The sequence below is a fragment of the Granulicella sp. L46 genome (assembly GCF_009765785.1).
Classification (GTDB): domain Bacteria; phylum Acidobacteriota; class Terriglobia; order Terriglobales; family Acidobacteriaceae; genus Granulicella.
In genome coordinates, this window is sequence record NZ_LMUT01000007.1 from 1 (window position 1) to 15,703 (window position 15,703).

Consider the following 15,703-nt stretch of genomic DNA (forward strand, 5'->3'; position numbering starts at 1 on the left):
CGACGGTTTCGCGCGCGTCTCGGTCGACGGCAAGATGGTCGCGCTGCAGTACGGATCGCAGGGAGTCGAAACTCACCTTGGGCGCGTTCATCTCGTGAAGGGCGAGAAGGTTGCCCTGGACGTCCAGTATCGAAGCGCGGACGACCGCAAACCCACCGCCAAACTTATCTGGTCGGTCGTAAATGACGCGCCCGCGCCCGAAGCAGTTGCCGCCGCACGTAAAGCTGATCTCGTCATCGCGGCTGTAGGCATTACCAGCCGCCTTGAAGGCGAAGAGATGCCGGTGAGTCAGCCAGGATTCCTCGGAGGAGATCGGACCAGCATCGATCTGCCACAGCCCGAGGAGGACCTGGTGGAAGCAGTGGCGGCGGCGGGCAAGCCCCTGGTCGTCGTGTTGATGAATGGCAGTGCGCTCGGCGTCAATTGGATTGACAAGCATGCCAACGCTGTTCTCGAAGCCTGGTACCCCGGGGAGGAGGGCGGTGCAGCCGTCGCCAATACTCTCGCCGGTGAAAACAATCCCGCTGGCAGGCTTCCTGTCACCTTCTACAAGGACGTGAGTCAGCTTCCGCACTTCGAAGACTACTCAATGGACAATCGCACCTACCGGTACTTCACCGGTAAGCCACTCTATCCCTTCGGCTATGGCCTGAGCTACACCAGCTTCAGCTACAGCGCGCTGGCTGTTCCCGAGAAAAGCGTGAATGCGGGCGATCCGGTGATTGCTACCGTCACCGTGACAAATACGGGGAAGGTTGCTGGAGATGAAGTTGCGCAGCTTTACCTGAAGTTTCCATCAGTAGCCGGTGCGCCGCGGGTCGCTCTGCGTGGGTTTCAACGAGTTCATCTTGAGCCTGGGCAGAGTCAGCAACTCCGCTTCGAACTCAAGAACCGCGACCTCAGCATGGTCACGGAGGAGGGCCAGCCTATCATCGCTGGTGGCGATTACACCATCAGCATCGGCGGCGGGCAGCCCGATACCGGGGCGGCTGGAGCCACCGGGCGCTTTCACGTGGAGGGACGGATCGCGTTGCCAGAATAGCTTTCTGTAACTTTGCGTCGCCCGCCACCGTTTGATGGACCTGGCTTGATCGTCTTACTCGCGGGTCGTCTCAAAGAGGAACCAGATGCGACGTTCGCCTTGATCGATCCAGTTTTCGAGGAGGCTGGCGGTGGCAACATCGCCTGCTTCATCGCAGACAGTGTGGACAGCTCGCATGCTCGAGACCAGGGCCTTCTCGTCCTCGCGAAGCTCGCTCAACATATCTTTCGGAGTTACATACTCCGCATCGTTGTCGGGGATGCGCTGTAGACGAGCGATGTTTCCGATGGACCGGATGGTGGCCCCACCGATCTTACGAACACGCTCGGCGATCTCGTCCGTCATCGCGAAGAGTTGATCGCCGTGATCATCAAGCAGAAGGTGGTAGTCGCGGAAGTGAGGACCGGTCATGTGCCAATGGAAGTTCTTGGTCTTGAGGTAGAGGGTAAACACATCGGCAAGCAGGGCATTCAGGGCTCCAGTGATATCGGCGACTGCTTCTGGAGCGATATCGGTTGGCACCTTCAGTGGCGCCTTTTGGAGGGCAACGCGTTCTTTGGTGGTTGACATGAATTCTCCTTTGGGTGGTGCGTGTCGTGCAGGTTAGAAGACGCTCAACGGAGAGGACAGATGTTCAGATTCATCAGCAGGCGGCGGCTAGATTCGGGTTTGGAAATGTATCTTCGTTCTCCGCGTCGGTCAGATCCAGGCAGGCGAAATCCTTTTCGATAGCGACGGAGAGTACCTGATCGTCAGCTAGCGCTACGTCGGTGTAGATCCCAACCTCGACGCTGCCTGCCCACTTTTTTAGTTGGAATTCCGGCACGCTTACCGTGATATTCCCTGAGCGATAGGCCACAGTTGCATTTGGTTCAGACAGGGAACTGATTATTTCGTACGTAAGCCGATCCTTAGGATTGGGAGTGAATTGAACGTGCTCTCGAATGGCTCCGTCGCGCAGAAGTTGCTCGACGTCTGAGGGCGTTACGCGGAGGCGTAGAGAGTTTCCTTTGATTCGCAGTTTCATTGCAGACCTCCTAACAGCGGTAGGGCGTTCCACTGAGCCCCAGCACGCGATGTGGAGCGGAGTAGATGTTGAAAGACTCGGGGCGCAGAAACCCCACGAGGGTGATAGAAAACTCGCGGGCGACTTCGATTGCCAGACTTGAGGGAGCACCGATCGCAGCAACCATTGGGATGCCGCCCATGACTGCTTTCTGCAGGAGCTCAAAGCTTGCGCGTCCAGAGAGAAGCAACAGATGGTTGCGAAGAGGGATTGCGTCCTGAAGGAAGGCTTCGCCGAGAAGTTTGTCGACGGCGTTGTGCCGCCCGACATCTTCCCGCACGGAATACAGCAGCCCGTCCGCGGTGAAAAGCGACGCGGCATGCAGGCCGCCTGTTTTTTTGAAGGCTGCCTGGACCGGCTGAAGTTGTTGAGGAAGTGTAGACAGAATGTCGGAGCGGATCATGAAGTTGTCGTGTTGCGGCAACGGGCAGAGCGTTCTAAGAGCTGTGAGAGATGCCTTTCCGCAGACACCACAACTTGAAGTGGTGTAGAAGTTTCTTTCCAGGGTCGACATGCTCACTTCGACTTCGGGTGAAAGTTCTACACGAATCACCTGCGATCGTAATCCCGTCGGTAGAGCTACCTGCCTGCCGTCGGTCCTGTTCGGTGGGGCCGTTTTGGCTGCTGATGGAGTTCCGATTGAGGCAATGTGTGTTGCGTCACGCACCACGCCTTCGGTCATCAGGAAACCGGCAGCCAGTTCATCGTCGTTGCCTGGCGTCCGCATCGTGATGGAGATCGACTTGACCTTGCGATTGGCGGCGGCTCCATATACAAGTTGGATCTCAAGCGGCTCCTCTGCGGCTACAGCATCCTGTAGTATGGTGGTCTCGCCGCGCTTCACTCGGACGATCTCCGCAGGCCTTACCGAAGGATTTGTGTCCTCGAACGAGGCGTCAGCGGGCACTTCCGGTTCGGAAGGTTGATGCTCGAGTTGAGCTTCGGGAAGACTCATTTGGAACCAGCTGTTGACCCGGACTTACTGGCGCTTAGGTTCGCTGGAGGACGAGCGTCAAGTGCAACCGGTGCAGCAATCGATTTCGGCGGCGAGATAAGAATGGGAAGAATCACCGACACTGCCACGATGCCTGCTACAACGTGAAGACCACTGACGTAGGATCCGCTGATTTGCCGCATGTGTGCGATGAGGAGAGGACCGAATGCACTTGCGAAACCCCATGCCGTTAGCATAAGGCCGTAGATCGGCCCAACATTTTTGGAGCCGAAGTAGTCGGCCGCAAACGCCGGCATGGTTCCGAAGCCTCCTCCGTAGCACATGAGGATGATGAACACCAGGACCGCGAGAATCGCTGCGGAAGAGATGCCTGGCAGGATCCAAAACAGGCCGATCTGAATGAGAAACATGATCGCAAATGTCCAGCGCCGGGTGATTGCGTCGGAGACCCAGGCCCAGAAGACTCGACCAAACGCATTGCCAATGCTGACGATGCCAACCATTCCAGCAGCGACGACGGCGCTGACCTTGGCGATCTCCTGAAACATCGGCGACTCCTGCGAGATGATCGAGATGCCTGCCGAGGTATTCAGAAACAGCAGCGACCACAGAGCCCACCATTGCCACGTCTTTAATGCGCCGCCCAGGGTGTAATCGGCTGCTGCGCGCTGGGATGACTGAGTCGCACTTGGGGTCCAGCCTTCCGGCTTCCACCCGTCGGGCGGGTTCTGCATGAAGTAGCCGGTTGCCATGGTAATTACGAGATAAGCGATACCGAGATACGCGAAGGTCTGCAAGACTCCGACACTCTGAATCAGGCGGGTCGCTACCGGCGCAGTTACAAGAGCGCCGGCGCCGAAGCCACCTACCGCAATGCCTGTAATGAGGCCTCGACGATCAGGGAACCACTTGACCAGCACAGCGATGGGAACGATGTAGCTGAGCCCAACGCCTATTCCTCCAATGACTCCATAACTAAGGTAGAGCCACCATAGCTTGTTGGCGGAGAAGCTTGCGAGGAAGACGCCGAGGCCGTAGAGGAAGCCACCCGTGAGGGCGACGACGCGAGGTCCTTTCTTGTTTAGCCATAGACCACCGAAGAAACAAGCGATGCTCAGGACAAAGATCGAGATGGTGAAGGTAAGGGTTACTTCCTCGATAGACCAGTGAAACTGCTTGACGAGAGGAGCCCTGAAAACGCTCCAGGCATAGACGGCCCCCAGAGCCATTTGCATCAGGAAGCCCGCTACTGCGATTGCCCAGCGATTGCTTTTCGGCATACTTTCTCTCCAAACATCACTTGTGAATATTGAGTGGTGAATCGCACGAAAGGATTCATCTGATTTCGTAGCAACTCATTTGGGGCCGGTGGCCGGTTCAGGCTTCGCACTGGTAAATCGCCCGTTCTCCCGCGAAAGAAGAAGTGGCCACCAACGCAATACGGTTTGCGATCTCAATTGGTTTCTTTGCCACTGAGTTGAATCGCAGACACCCCCAATCGCAAGCCATAGGCTGCACTTCTAATGCCAAACAATTTACACCTACGCCACGTAAACTTCCCATAGTTTCTTGCAATCCGAGAGTTAAAGATTTGTTAACTCCAGGACGCCGACAGAATGCGTCAAGATTTCGACAGCGGCTGTCTAACTACTGACGCCGACGCGAAGTGCGGGGCATCTAAGTTCGGAGGATTCGAGTACGGTCGGGATCTGCCTCTGTCAAGAAGTTGGTAGATATCCCTCCGAATACGTCGGTGCCGGTTCGGCGGCAATTGCCAGGTTGCATTTTCAGCAAAGGGGAACGAACAAATGAGACCTCAAGACGCTACTTCGAGTGAGATTTTGAAGGGTAGGGTGGCGGTAGTTACGGGAGCCGCGCGTGGCACTGGAAGGGCAGCAGCAATCGCGCTGGCACGAAGCGGGGCGGATGTAGCGGGGATTGATATTTGTGCACCTGTCGATCCGAGATCGGGTGTGACGCCGGCAACGCAGGCAGATCTGGACGAAACCGGACAGCTCGTCCGGCAGGCTGGTCGCAAGTGGCATAGCTTCGTGGCGGATCAACGTGACCTCCCAAGCCTTCGCTCCGCGGCCGCACAGATCGAGCAGGGATTTGGGGGGATTGACATTCTGTTTGCGAACGCCGGAATTCAATCTTTCTGGCCCATCCTTGAGATGGAAGATTCCGACTGGCAAATTACGATCGACGTGAATCTGACGGGAACAGCAAATGCCATTCGCGCATTCGCACCCGCGATGGTGAAGCGAGGCAGCGGCCGGATCATTGTGACAACCTCCACGCAAGGACGCCACGGAACGTTGAATGCTTCTGCCTACTCAGCCTCGAAGTGGGGCATCATCGGGCTGATGAAGTCGGCGGCGCTCGAACTTGGCAAGCACAAGATCACGGTCAACGCGCTTGTTCCAGGATTGATTGATACTCCATTGACGAGACATGAAGAACGCTACGCACAAGCGCTCGAAGTGGCTGGTCGGACTCCGACGGGCAATCTGCAGAAGGACGAAGAGGAGGCCAAAAAAATACTTCAAGCACGATCGCCATTTGGAGTGCCATGGATCGATCCTTCGGATTTGGCCCCAGTTGTGGTGTTCCTGGCATCGGATGCTGCGCGAATGGTCTCGGGCTCAACCTATGACGTTACCGCCGGAGACAGCGCGAACAACACCGCGTGAGCAGGTGATGGCACCTACGCCTCTGGGCGGCATTTTCTCCATTCTCTGAAGTAATGATTGCGCGCGATTGGCAACGGTCTTGACTTGCTGGAAGCTTACCCGCGTTCGCTGTTTACCGGAAGATTTCGCTGGGATCGGCGGACGGTGTGAAGCGGCTTCAAGTAACCTATGCTTTTACAGCGGTGTGGCGTGGGCGGAGGAGCTGTGCGATGCGGTTGAGAATCGGTAAAGGTCCGTGGAGAATGCAGTGGGGAAGGCTGGCTGCTGCGCTGCTCCTCTTCCTGTGCGCGCATGTCTTTGCCCAACTGCCCAGTCCGGTGGCCTCGCAGACACCGAGCACGCACCCGGAGACCCACGTCGATCCGTATGGCCGTACTACGCCCAGGGGCACCGTCACGGGCTTCATTCGGGCGACGCAGCGGGGAGATTTTGCGGGCGCCACACGGTTCATGCAAGTGCCGACGGCGCAATCTCCGGACGCGGAGCCCGTGGCTCGTCAGCTCAAAGAATTGATGGATCGGTACTATGTTCATTCGATCGAGAGCATCAGTGACAAGCCCGCGGGCAATGTGAATGACGGCCTCCCACTGGATCGTCAAAACGTGGGGACGCTGAAGATCGGATCGCAGAAGCTCGACATCCTTCTTATCCACGTACACGATGAGGAGGGGGGCCAGATCTGGCTGGTTTCCTCGGATACGCTCGCCCAGGTACCAGAGATGTATGACCTGATGGAAGAGACCTGGGTCAACCGGCTGATGCCGCGGATTTTGGTCGAACGCGCATTTCTGGGGTTCTCGGCTGCGCAATGGATCGTGTGGGCGGCTTCGATCATTCTTCCTCTTCTGCTGATGTGGTTGGTATGGCGAGTCTGTCTTGTCGCTGTTGAACGAGCAGTCGTCAATGCCTACGCCAGAGAGCGGATTAAAACATGGCTCGGCGAAATTCGCGGGCCGATAACATTTCTTGTTCTGCTTACCTTTCATCTGCTCACGGTGCGCACGCTCGGCTTTTCGCTGAGCTTCCGACTGGCCTACATGCGAGGGGGATCGGTTCTTGTCCTCATCGGGGTGACATGGCTCATTCGCCGCGTACTGAAGCTGCTCTTTGAGCGAGCGGGCAGGGTTGCGTGGATTCATGGCGAGACGAACAGGAAATCGCTGATGCTGCTGGGCGAGCGATTGATGAATGTTTTCGTCGTCGTGGTAGCGATCTTCGCGATCCTCACGGTATTGGGCGTTGACACGAAGACTGCCCTGGCCGGCGTCGGGATCGGCGGCGTCGCGGTCGCGCTGGGTGCGCAGAAGTCGATCGAGAATATTCTTGGCGGGATCTTTCTGCTGATGGACAACGCCCTGGCTGTCGGCGACCGGTGCTCGATCTCCAACCGGATCGGGTACATCGAGGACATCACGCTACGCTCGGTAAAGTTGCGAACGGATGATCAGAGCCTGCTGTCGATTCCAGCGGGAGCGCTCGCGCAGTCGAACATCGAAAACTTCGCGACGCGCAGAAAGACGTTGATGGAGACGCGTCTGCGGCTCCGATACGGAGCGACCGCTGCGCAACTGCGCGACGTGCTTGCCAAGATTCAAGAGCTCGTCGCGAACCATCGACGAGTCGAGCAAGACACGAAGCGCATTCGGCTGATTGGCTTTGCGGAGCGAGGTATGGAGATCGAGTTGTATCTCTACGTCTTGACTGCCGACACGTTGACCTTCTACGAGATCCGCGAACAGTTACTGCTGGAGGTTGCGGAGATCGTCGAGGCATCGGGCAGCGGCTTTGCTGGGCCGACGGAGTTCGTCTACCTCGAGAGCCCAGGAGACGGTGGGAAGGACGGCGTTGCCGGTGCTCGCATCACGCAGCAACGCAATCCCGCCGAAGGCTGAGATCACTGGGTGTTGCCCAGCCTCACAGAGGAGTTCAGTCTGAAATGGATGATGGTTTCGGACGGAAGCGTGATGTCGCGGTTGGTGGTAGCAGCGCCGACCGTGCCCGCGCCTGCACCGATTAGGCCGCCGATGAGGGCGCCTTTGCCGCCGCCCGCGATTCCGCCGATTAAAGCGCCGCCGCCTGTTCCGCCGCCGACCATAGCAGCGGTTCGCTTGCCTTTGCCGGTTGAGGTCTGAGCATAGGTTGCGGTGTTGATGGCGAAGGTCGCGCCGTTGAGACGAAAGCTATTCAAACGGAGATTGAGGGTTGCTCCGCCTTTGAAACGTCCCGAGGCGTGGGCCTCCGTCACGGTTCCGACAGCCCTGGTGCCGACGGGGACCACCGTATTGCCGTTGACCACAACGGGGGAAGAGAACGTTGCATCGAAACTCTGGCCGGGGTCGCTGATTTTGGATCCTACCGGCTGCACGAGCCTGACCCGCAGGGTTGTTCCGGCCGGGATAACGACAGGGGGCGGCGGTGGCGGGGGAGTGGGCTCAACGGCCGGAGGCGGAGCGGTGGCTTCCATGGGTGCGGGTTCGGGGGCGGACGAAGCCGGAGAGTTGGGTGAAGAAGTTGGGGCGGAGGACGGGGATGCAGAGGACGGAGCCGCGCCGGGCGAAGCGGGTGAATTCGGTGAAGTCTGAGAGGAGCTCGTGTCAGACGAAGCTGGCGCTGATGAAGTGCTCTTGCAGCCTGTGCCCCATACCGCAAAACTTAGGAGCAATGTTGATGTAAGTACAATCCTGGTTCGCATCGAAACCTCTTTCCAGTGACGGTTGACATCGGGGAAGTACTGTCGTGTTTGCCTGCTTAGATGCAGGCTGTTACGTCTCGGGATACATAATAACTCTCGGCGATTGCCAAGTATCGTTGCAGCGATCATCGTGATTCCAAACAGGCTCGTGAACCACATGATCGCTTGTGCGAGGTAGCGGCGAGTCGATTTACTGTCGACCCAGGGATTGAGAGAGGATGAGAAGGTTCGAAGGCTCGAGGCGGATAAGTCCGGCTCGCGGGGACTCGATATCCGCGATGAGCAGGAAGGATATGGCGACGAAGAGCGGAAGAATGAACGATAGCAGCCTTTCTTGTGATGGCCTGCGGGAGGTATAGCCGATCATCAGGTCGCAGCCGATGCCGATGGCTAGCAACAGCATCCAGGCTGTGGCGGGGATGTGGTCGTCCCAGGCAAATTGGGTATAGCCCTGCGAGTTCAGGACGTCGTTCATACCGGAGGCGGCGAGGGCGGCGACCGGCGTGGGATTAGCGAGGGCGGGTGTTTGAACTGCGGACCAGAGAGCGGTCTGAAGTTTCTCGGTATCCGCGTTGATTTGTGGCAGCTTGCGCTCATCCGTGGCGCGGTAGAAGACGATGCGTTGATCGAGATAACTGCGAAGCAGTTGATGCACACGGTCCGCATCGGCCGGTGCCAGCAGATCGGCTCGCAGGTACTCCGTGCCGATTGCGTTCGCCTCCGCCTCTTCAAAATTCTTGCGTTGATCGAAGCGAGTCACGGCCATGGAGAATGTGAATCCGATCATGAGCCCGAGTAAGGTAAGCGCGGCCGTGAGAATCACATCGAAGTCCTTGCGCATGTCGTCGGCCGGCGGACGGCGTTTGCGAATGGCCGCGCCGATTCTCTCTGAGATCCAGAGAACAATAAGGGAGACGAAGAAGAAGAGAACTGGAGAAGCCATCGCTCGAGATGTCCTTTTTGGCGCTGTAGCGCTTGATCTACGCTGCTGTAACCGGGCTGGCCTCGGTTGCGGTAGTCGGAGTCGCTGGGTACGGCAGGCTTCGACAATGCGACGCTGTGGTGCATGACCGATGAAGAAGAAAGCATAACAGGTGATGAAATCCAGAAAGGCTCCCGCGGGAGGCAGGGGAGCTCGCCAGGCGGGTTTGAAGGAGGACTAGTGCAGCTCGGCAGTGCGGAGAAAGTCGAAACTGCCACCGGGGTCGAGCGTGAGGTTCGTCAGGCGCGCAGAGTGGATGACGATGTTGTCTGGATACCAGAGAGGGATGGTGGGAAGATCTGTGGCGAGGATCTGCTGGATTTGAAGATAGTCCTGGCGGCGCGTGGCTTCGTCGGTGCTTGAGGTGGCGGCTTGCAACAGCGCATCAACGCGGGGGTTTGCATAGTGGCCGCGGTTGGCGCCCTTGGGCGGAAACATCTCGCTGGAGTAGCTGTAGTGGAAGATGTCGGGGTCTTCGTTGGAGCCGATCCAGCGCAGCAGATACATCTGGAACGCGCCCTTGGTGATGTCGGAGTAGAAGGTGCCGAACTCTGTCGAGCGCAACGAGAGGTCGATGCCGACGTCGCGAAGCTCGGCCTGCATGGCCTGGGCTTCGAGCCGCGTGGTCTCGTCGGTGGAGGTCTTCATGGTGAGGTGAAGGCGGATGCCGCGGCTGTCGGCGGCGTTGAGTAGCTGGATCGCGCGCGTCGGGTCGTGCGGGTATTGCGCGAGATCTGCGTCGGGCGCGGCAGCCCAGTGGCCGGGCGGGAGCAGCGTGTCGGCGAGATGGGCGTGGCTGCGCCAAAGAGCTGCGATGAGCGCGGGACGGTCGATGGCGAACGCGATGGCCTGGCGAATGCGCGGGTCGCGTAGTGCGGGGTCCTGCACGTTGAAGTTGAGGTAGTCGACGCGCGCGCCTGGACCGGTGGAGACGCGGAGGTTGGGTGAATCGCTGAGGGCGTGCACCATGTCCATGGTGAGGACGTTGCTCTCGACATCGGCCGAACCTTTCTTCATCTCGAGCGCGGCGGTGATCGTATCGGGGACGACCTGGAAGCGAACGTGCTCGATGGTAGGGCTGGGCGGGCCGGCCCAGTAGGTTGGATTGCGGTCGAGAAGGACTTCTTTGTCCTGCACCTGCGAGACGAAGCGGAAGGGGCCGGAGCCGATGGGATGAAGACCTTCGTCGCGCGCGGCGCCGGCCTCGACGACGCCGAAGAGGCCATCGCTGAGGTTGAAGAGGAGGCTGGGCTGCGGCGTGCTGGTGTGCACGATGACGGTGAGTGGGTCAGGCGTCTCGACCGCGGTGATGGATTTGAATGCACCACCCTTGGCTGTGATGATCGCTCCGTTGGTCATGCTGCGAATGGACCATGCGACGTCGGTTGCGGTGAGTGGATGGCCGTCGTGGAAGTGCACGCCCGCGCGCAGATGGAAGACCCAGGTGAGTGGGTCGGGGCGGTCCCATGAGGAGGCTAGCCAGGGCTGTAGGTTGAAGTGTGCATCTTTGCGGACGAGGGGATCAAAGATGAGGCTTCCGATGCGTTCGGATTGCGAGTCGGTGCCCTGGCGGACGTCCAGGTTGTTCGGCGAGGACTCGATGAGGAAGGTAAGGGTGTGCGGGTCCTTCGCGGACGACGAACACGCGACGAGCGCCAGGCAAAAAAGTGTTGCGAGCAAGGGGCGGGTGCGGGAGGTCATGATCCGTTGGCCTTTCCCGTGATCGGGAGCTGGTGAAGGATTTTGACTGCGTCCGCGAGGCTGGCTTCCTTGCCCCAGGTAAGAATTAAATTCCACGGCCCGTCTGCCGAAACGCAGAATAGTTGGATCTCTTCAGGAGTCGGCGTGCGCGAGATGATGCAGTCGTAGTTGCTGTCGACGAATGGGTCTGCGGAGTAGGTCTCTACGGTGGTTTGTCGTGAAAGTCTTGATGCAAGCATGACGTCACGGAAGCGTTCGATTCGTTCGCGCCCGCTGTTCGGGGAAGACTTCCCTTGGTTAATCATGATTGACTCGTCAATCATCCCGAAGTTTCTGCTCGCGCGGCGGAGCAAGAGTTCGTGCTCTCCTCGAAGGGTGTCTTCCTGCCTCCAGGGAAAGGGAACCTTGATGAGGATTCCTTCATAGTTGGCCACGCCGTGGTGTTGCGCATACCAGATCCAGTCGCTGGCGCGGTCGCCCACGGTTACCCATAGAAATAGAGGCGCGATGATCGCGAGGGTGACGTAAACAAAAGGGCGGAGCGGAATCGGTTTGTTCCAGATCGTCTTTTTATCGTCGACCGTGACAGTCATACGCGATCCTCAAGAGGCATAGGTTATCTTCCCGAGAACTGCGGGGTGAGCGGCGCCGGTGGCGCTGGGGATGTTGCCGGGGAGGTGGTGCCAGGTGAGCCAGCCTAGTAGCGCGAAGGCGGCGGCCTCCTTGGCTTCGACGGGGAGGCCTGCGTTGGCGGTTGTGGAGACCTTGACGCCGAGTTGTGCGAAGCCTTCGGTGAGCATGCGCATGAGGGTGAGGTTCTTGGTGCCGCCGCCGGCTGCGATGAGTTCTGTGGCGCGGGCGAGGGGGGCGTGCTGCCCGAGGTGTGGCCAGCAGAAGCGGCGGTAGGCGTCGAGGATGGTGGAGGCGGTGAGCGCGGTGGCTGTGGCGATCACGTCCTGCTTCGGAGCTTGCTTGCAGAGGGCGAGGAGCTGGTGCGCGAAGGCGGGGCCGAACTCTTCGCGGCCGCAGGATTTCGGTACTGGGGCAGAGAAGTAAGGAGTGGTGAGGAGGCGGTGGAGAACGGGCTTGAGAACCTGGCCGCTGGCTGCGATTGCGCCGTCCTTGTCGAAGCGACGGTTGTAGAGCTGCTGCATGAGCAGGTCGATGAGGATGCTCGCAGGGCCGGTGTCAAAGGCGAGAACGTCAGCTGAGGTGCAGGCTGCCGGGAGCACAGTGACGTTGGCGATGCCGCCGAGGTTGAGCAGCACGCGGTTTTTCGTGGCGTGGCGGAAGAGGCAGAAGTCGAGCATGGAGACCAGCGGCGCGCCCTGGCCTCCGGCAGCGAGGTCGGCGGGGCGGAAGTCGTTGACGACCGGGATGCGCAGTCGCTCGGCGAGTACCGCGGCTTCTCCGATTTGCGAGGTGCAGCGGATGGGCACGCCGAGAAACTTTGCGGCGGTGGCTTGGTGGTAGATCGTCTGGCCATGCATGGCGGCGAGTTGCGGCTTGAGGTTGAGCTCGCGGGAGGTGGTGGCGATGCAGTCGGCGTAGAGTTCGCCGAGCCGCCAGGAGAGTTGGCTGAGTTCTGCTGCCGTGGTGTTATTGCCGGCGGCGATGGAGAGGATCATTGCGCGCAATTTCTTGTCGTAGGCGAACGATCGGTGGCCAAGAAATTTGAGGCGCGGCGCTGTCTCGGTGCGGAGTGCCGGTGAGATGCGACAGAGAGCTACGTCGACGCCGTCGGCAGAGGTGCCGGACATGACGCCGGCTATGAGAAGCGGCTTGGGTTGCGGTGGCTTCATGCGTCCCCTTTGAGCTCGCGCTGTAGTTCGGCCAGAAGCTGCAGAGCTTCGCGCGGGGTAAGACCGTCGATGTCTACCTGCTCGATGCGGTCGACGATGAGTTGCGAGAGCGGCGTGAACATGGTCATTTGGATTTTCGCTTCGCGGGAAGGCGCGGCCTCGCGGACCTGCTGGGTTTCGGCGCGCTCGTGGACCTTGAGGACCTCACGAGCGCGGCTGATGACGGCGTTGGGAAGGCCGGCAAGTCGCGCGACCTCGATGCCGTAACTCTTGTTCGCCGCGCCGGGTTCGACGGTGTGGAGGAAGACGATGCCGCCGGAGTTTTCGCGCACCGTGACACGCACGTTGCGCAGGTGGGCAAGGCGGTCAGCGAGCAGCGTGAGCTCGTGGTAGTGCGTGGCGAAGAGGGTACGGCAGCCGATGGTGTCGTGCAGGTGCTCGACCGTTGCCCAGGCGAGCGAGAGGCCGTCGTAGGTGGCCGTGCCGCGGCCCATCTCGTCGAGAAGAACCAGCGAGCGCGAGGTTGCGGTGTTGAGAATCGCGGCGGTCTCGGTCATCTCGACCATGAAGGTAGACCGGCCGCGCGCGACGTTATCCGCTGCTCCGATGCGGGTGTAGATGCGGTCGACGAGGCCGAGGCGCATGCTCTCTGCCGGAACGAAGCAGCCGCTCTGCGCCATGATGACCAGCAGTGCAGCCTGGCGAAGATAGGTGCTCTTGCCGCCCATGTTGGGGCCGGTGATGAGCAGCAACGAGGCTTCGGCTGCGGCGGTATCGCCGGCGCAGAGGTGAAGGGAATTGGGGATGAAGCGGCCGGCGCCCTGGTCCTCGAAGCGGCGCTCGATTACGGGGTGGCGGCCGTTGTGAAACTCGAGCAGCCCGCTATTGTCGACCTGCGGGCGCACCCAGCCGCGCAGAGCTGCGAGATGAGCGAAGGAGGCGAGCAGATCGATGCGCGCGATCACGCGGGACGTCTCGCGGATACGTGTGGCGTTGGCGAGTAGCTGGCGGCGAAGTTCGGCGAAGATGCGGCGCTCTATCTCGCCGCAGCGCTCCTGCGCGGTGAGGATTTTTACTTCGAGATCTTTGAGTTCCGGGGTGGTGAAGCGCTCGGCGTTGACGAGAGTTTGCTTGCGTTCGTAATCCGCGGGGACGGACTTGGCGTTGGCCTTGGTGACCTCGAGGTAGTAGCCGAAGACAGAGTTGAAGCGGACCTTGAGCGAGCCGATGCCGGTGCGTTCGCGCTCGCGCTCTTCGATGGAGGCGATGCGCTGGCGGCCTGTAGACGAGAGGTTGCGCACAGCGTCGAGATCCTCGTCGACGCCTTCGCGAATGGCGCCGCCGTCGGAGAGTGCGACGGGAGGTTCGTCGACCAGGGTGCGTGCGATCAACTCGTTGAGATCGTCGAGCGTGTCGAGGCTGGTGGCGAGTTCGGCCCAGCGGCTGTTGGGATTCGCGGCGACAAATTCGGAGACCGCAACGCGCAGGCCGGGAAGGCGCGCGAGCGTTTTGCCCAGGGCGACGACTTCGCGCGGCCCGGCGGTTTCGAGGGAGACGCGGCCGAGCAGGCGCTCGAGGTCGAGGATGCCGTCCATGGCGCGGCGCAGGGCCTCGCGGCGGCGCAGGTCAGAGACGGCTTCGGCTACCGCGTCCAGACGGCTATTGATGGCGTCGACCGACTGCATAGGGCGCAGCAGTTGTGCTCGCAGAAGGCGCTTGCCCATGGGCGTGCAGCAGGCGTCGAGGGTCCAGAAGAGGGTGGTCTGCGGGCCTTCGCTGGAGAAGAGCGGCTCGACCAGCTCGAGGTTGCGCACGCTTACGGCGTCGAGCTCGAGCGCGTCGTTACGCTCGTAGTAGCGCAGGGTGTCGAGATGCGCGAGCGCGCCCTGCTTCGTGGCGCGAAGGTAGTGCACGATGGCGCCGGCGGCAACGGCTGCGGCATGGTGTTGGCCGAGGCCCATGCCGTCCAGCGAGTGCACGCGCAGCTGCTGGCGGAGGAGGGGAAGGGCGTAGTCCTCGGTGAAGGCCCAGTCTTCGACCTCGGTACGGGCTCCGGAGATGTCGAGTTGCGCGGGCTGCTCAGCGGCGGCTTCTTTCGGCGCGGCGGGATCGTGCAGGACGCCCTGGCGAACGCTCTGCGACGTGCTGCCGAAGCCAGCGCTGCCGCGCGCGTAGATCACTTCGGCGGGACGCATGCGCGCGAGCTCGTCTAGAGCCAGCGCCCAGGCCGAGGGACCCGAGAACTCGGTGGCGCGGAAGTCGCCGGTGGAGAGATCGAGCGCGGCAACACCTACAGCCGCGGCAGGCCCGTTGCCGGAAGCAGAGATGCTGGCAAGCCACTGGCTCTCGCTCGCGTCGAGTGCTGCGTCGACCGCGGTGCCGGGGGTGAGAACGCGCGTGACTTCGCGGCGAACGATGGTCTTCGCGGTCTTCGGATCTTCCATCTGCTCGCACAGGGCGACGCGATAGCCCTTGCGCAGCAGCCGCTGCAGGTAGGTGCCGGCGGAGTGGTAGGGAACGCCGCACATGGGAACGGACTTGGTCTTGTCGCGCGAGGTGAGGGTGAGCTGCAGCTCGCGGGAGGCGATCAGCGCGTCCTCGTAGAAGAGCTCGTAGAAGTCGCCGAGACGGAAGAACAGCAGAGCGTCGGGATGCTCGTCCTTGGCGGCGCGATACTGCCGCATGACCGGGGTAAGGTCGCGCTCAGTGGCGGCTGCGGTAGTTTCGGTGGACAAGGTCATGCACTCGTATCTGAACGCCCAGAATATCG

The 15,703-nt window shown here is 60.4% G+C and carries 14 protein-coding genes; 4 read left to right on the forward strand and 10 right to left on the reverse strand.

Annotation, left to right across the window (positions count from 1 at the left end; translation table 11 throughout):
* Positions 1-1,042, forward strand: a 1,042-nt coding sequence (locus tag GSQ80_RS05215) for a glycoside hydrolase family 3 C-terminal domain-containing protein (RefSeq protein WP_174241309.1), incomplete at its 5' end; no start/stop codon positions are given.
* Positions 1,043-1,096: 54 nt separating this feature from the next.
* Here the strand turns inward: GSQ80_RS05215 and GSQ80_RS05220 are convergent.
* The 4 genes from GSQ80_RS05220 to GSQ80_RS05235 all read right to left on the reverse strand — a co-directional run bounded on the left by GSQ80_RS05220 (position 1,097) and on the right by GSQ80_RS05235 (position 4,343).
* Positions 1,097-1,612, reverse strand: a complete 516-nt coding sequence (locus tag GSQ80_RS05220; RefSeq protein ID WP_158786583.1) for a Dps family protein — start codon at positions 1,610-1,612, stop codon at positions 1,097-1,099.
* Between the two features lie 73 nt (positions 1,613-1,685).
* A complete protein-coding gene (locus tag GSQ80_RS05225) occupies positions 1,686-2,069 on the reverse strand; it encodes a hypothetical protein (protein ID WP_158786585.1) in 384 nt (127 codons plus the stop codon).
* Positions 2,070-2,079: 10 nt separating this feature from the next.
* Entirely contained in the window at positions 2,080-3,015 is a 936-nt protein-coding gene (gene fdhD, locus GSQ80_RS05230) for a formate dehydrogenase accessory sulfurtransferase FdhD (protein WP_254059457.1), read from the reverse strand.
* 44 nt (positions 3,016-3,059) lie between these two features.
* Complete coding sequence (locus tag GSQ80_RS05235) at positions 3,060-4,343, reverse strand: OFA family MFS transporter (protein ID WP_158786589.1); 1,284 nt, start codon at positions 4,341-4,343, stop codon at positions 3,060-3,062.
* A 528-nt stretch (positions 4,344-4,871) separates the two neighbouring features.
* Here GSQ80_RS05235 and GSQ80_RS05240 point away from each other — a divergent pair.
* Both GSQ80_RS05240 and GSQ80_RS05245 read left to right on the forward strand, forming a co-directional pair.
* Positions 4,872-5,756 carry an SDR family NAD(P)-dependent oxidoreductase gene (locus GSQ80_RS05240; protein ID WP_158786591.1) on the forward strand — a complete coding sequence of 295 codons (885 nt, stop codon included), beginning with the start codon at positions 4,872-4,874 and terminating at the stop codon, positions 5,754-5,756.
* Between the two features lie 209 nt (positions 5,757-5,965).
* Positions 5,966-7,648: a mechanosensitive ion channel family protein gene (locus tag GSQ80_RS05245; protein WP_158786593.1), complete on the forward strand. Its 1,683-nt coding sequence runs from the start codon at positions 5,966-5,968 to the stop codon at positions 7,646-7,648.
* Positions 7,649-7,650: 2 nt separating this feature from the next.
* Here GSQ80_RS05245 and GSQ80_RS05250 read toward each other — a convergent pair whose 3' ends face one another.
* A complete protein-coding gene (locus tag GSQ80_RS05250) occupies positions 7,651-7,944 on the reverse strand; it encodes a hypothetical protein (RefSeq protein ID WP_158786595.1) in 294 nt (97 codons plus the stop codon).
* Positions 7,945-7,969: 25 nt separating this feature from the next.
* Between GSQ80_RS05250 and GSQ80_RS05255 the strand changes: the two genes are divergently transcribed.
* Positions 7,970-8,338, forward strand: coding sequence for a hypothetical protein (locus tag GSQ80_RS05255; protein WP_158786597.1), 369 nt, complete (start codon positions 7,970-7,972; stop codon positions 8,336-8,338).
* A gap of 300 nt (positions 8,339-8,638) precedes the next feature.
* Here GSQ80_RS05255 and GSQ80_RS05260 read toward each other — a convergent pair whose 3' ends face one another.
* From GSQ80_RS05260 to mutS, 5 genes are all read right to left on the reverse strand, one after another.
* On the reverse strand, positions 8,639-9,391 hold the full coding sequence (locus GSQ80_RS05260; RefSeq protein ID WP_158786599.1) for a hypothetical protein: 753 nt from the start codon (positions 9,389-9,391) through the stop codon (positions 8,639-8,641).
* A gap of 216 nt (positions 9,392-9,607) precedes the next feature.
* Positions 9,608-11,131: an ABC transporter substrate-binding protein gene (locus GSQ80_RS05265; RefSeq protein ID WP_158786601.1), complete on the reverse strand. Its 1,524-nt coding sequence runs from the start codon at positions 11,129-11,131 to the stop codon at positions 9,608-9,610.
* Complete coding sequence (locus tag GSQ80_RS05270; RefSeq protein WP_158786603.1) at positions 11,128-11,724, reverse strand: hypothetical protein; 597 nt, start codon at positions 11,722-11,724, stop codon at positions 11,128-11,130. Before GSQ80_RS05270 ends, GSQ80_RS05265 begins: the two co-directional genes overlap by 4 nt.
* Positions 11,725-11,733: 9 nt before the next feature.
* Positions 11,734-12,933, reverse strand: coding sequence for an anhydro-N-acetylmuramic acid kinase (locus GSQ80_RS05275; protein WP_158786605.1), 1,200 nt, complete (start codon positions 12,931-12,933; stop codon positions 11,734-11,736).
* Positions 12,930-15,674 carry a DNA mismatch repair protein MutS gene (mutS, locus tag GSQ80_RS05280; protein ID WP_158786607.1) on the reverse strand — a complete coding sequence of 915 codons (2,745 nt, stop codon included), beginning with the start codon at positions 15,672-15,674 and terminating at the stop codon, positions 12,930-12,932. Before mutS ends, GSQ80_RS05275 begins: the two co-directional genes overlap by 4 nt.
* Positions 15,675-15,703 lie beyond the last annotated feature (29 nt).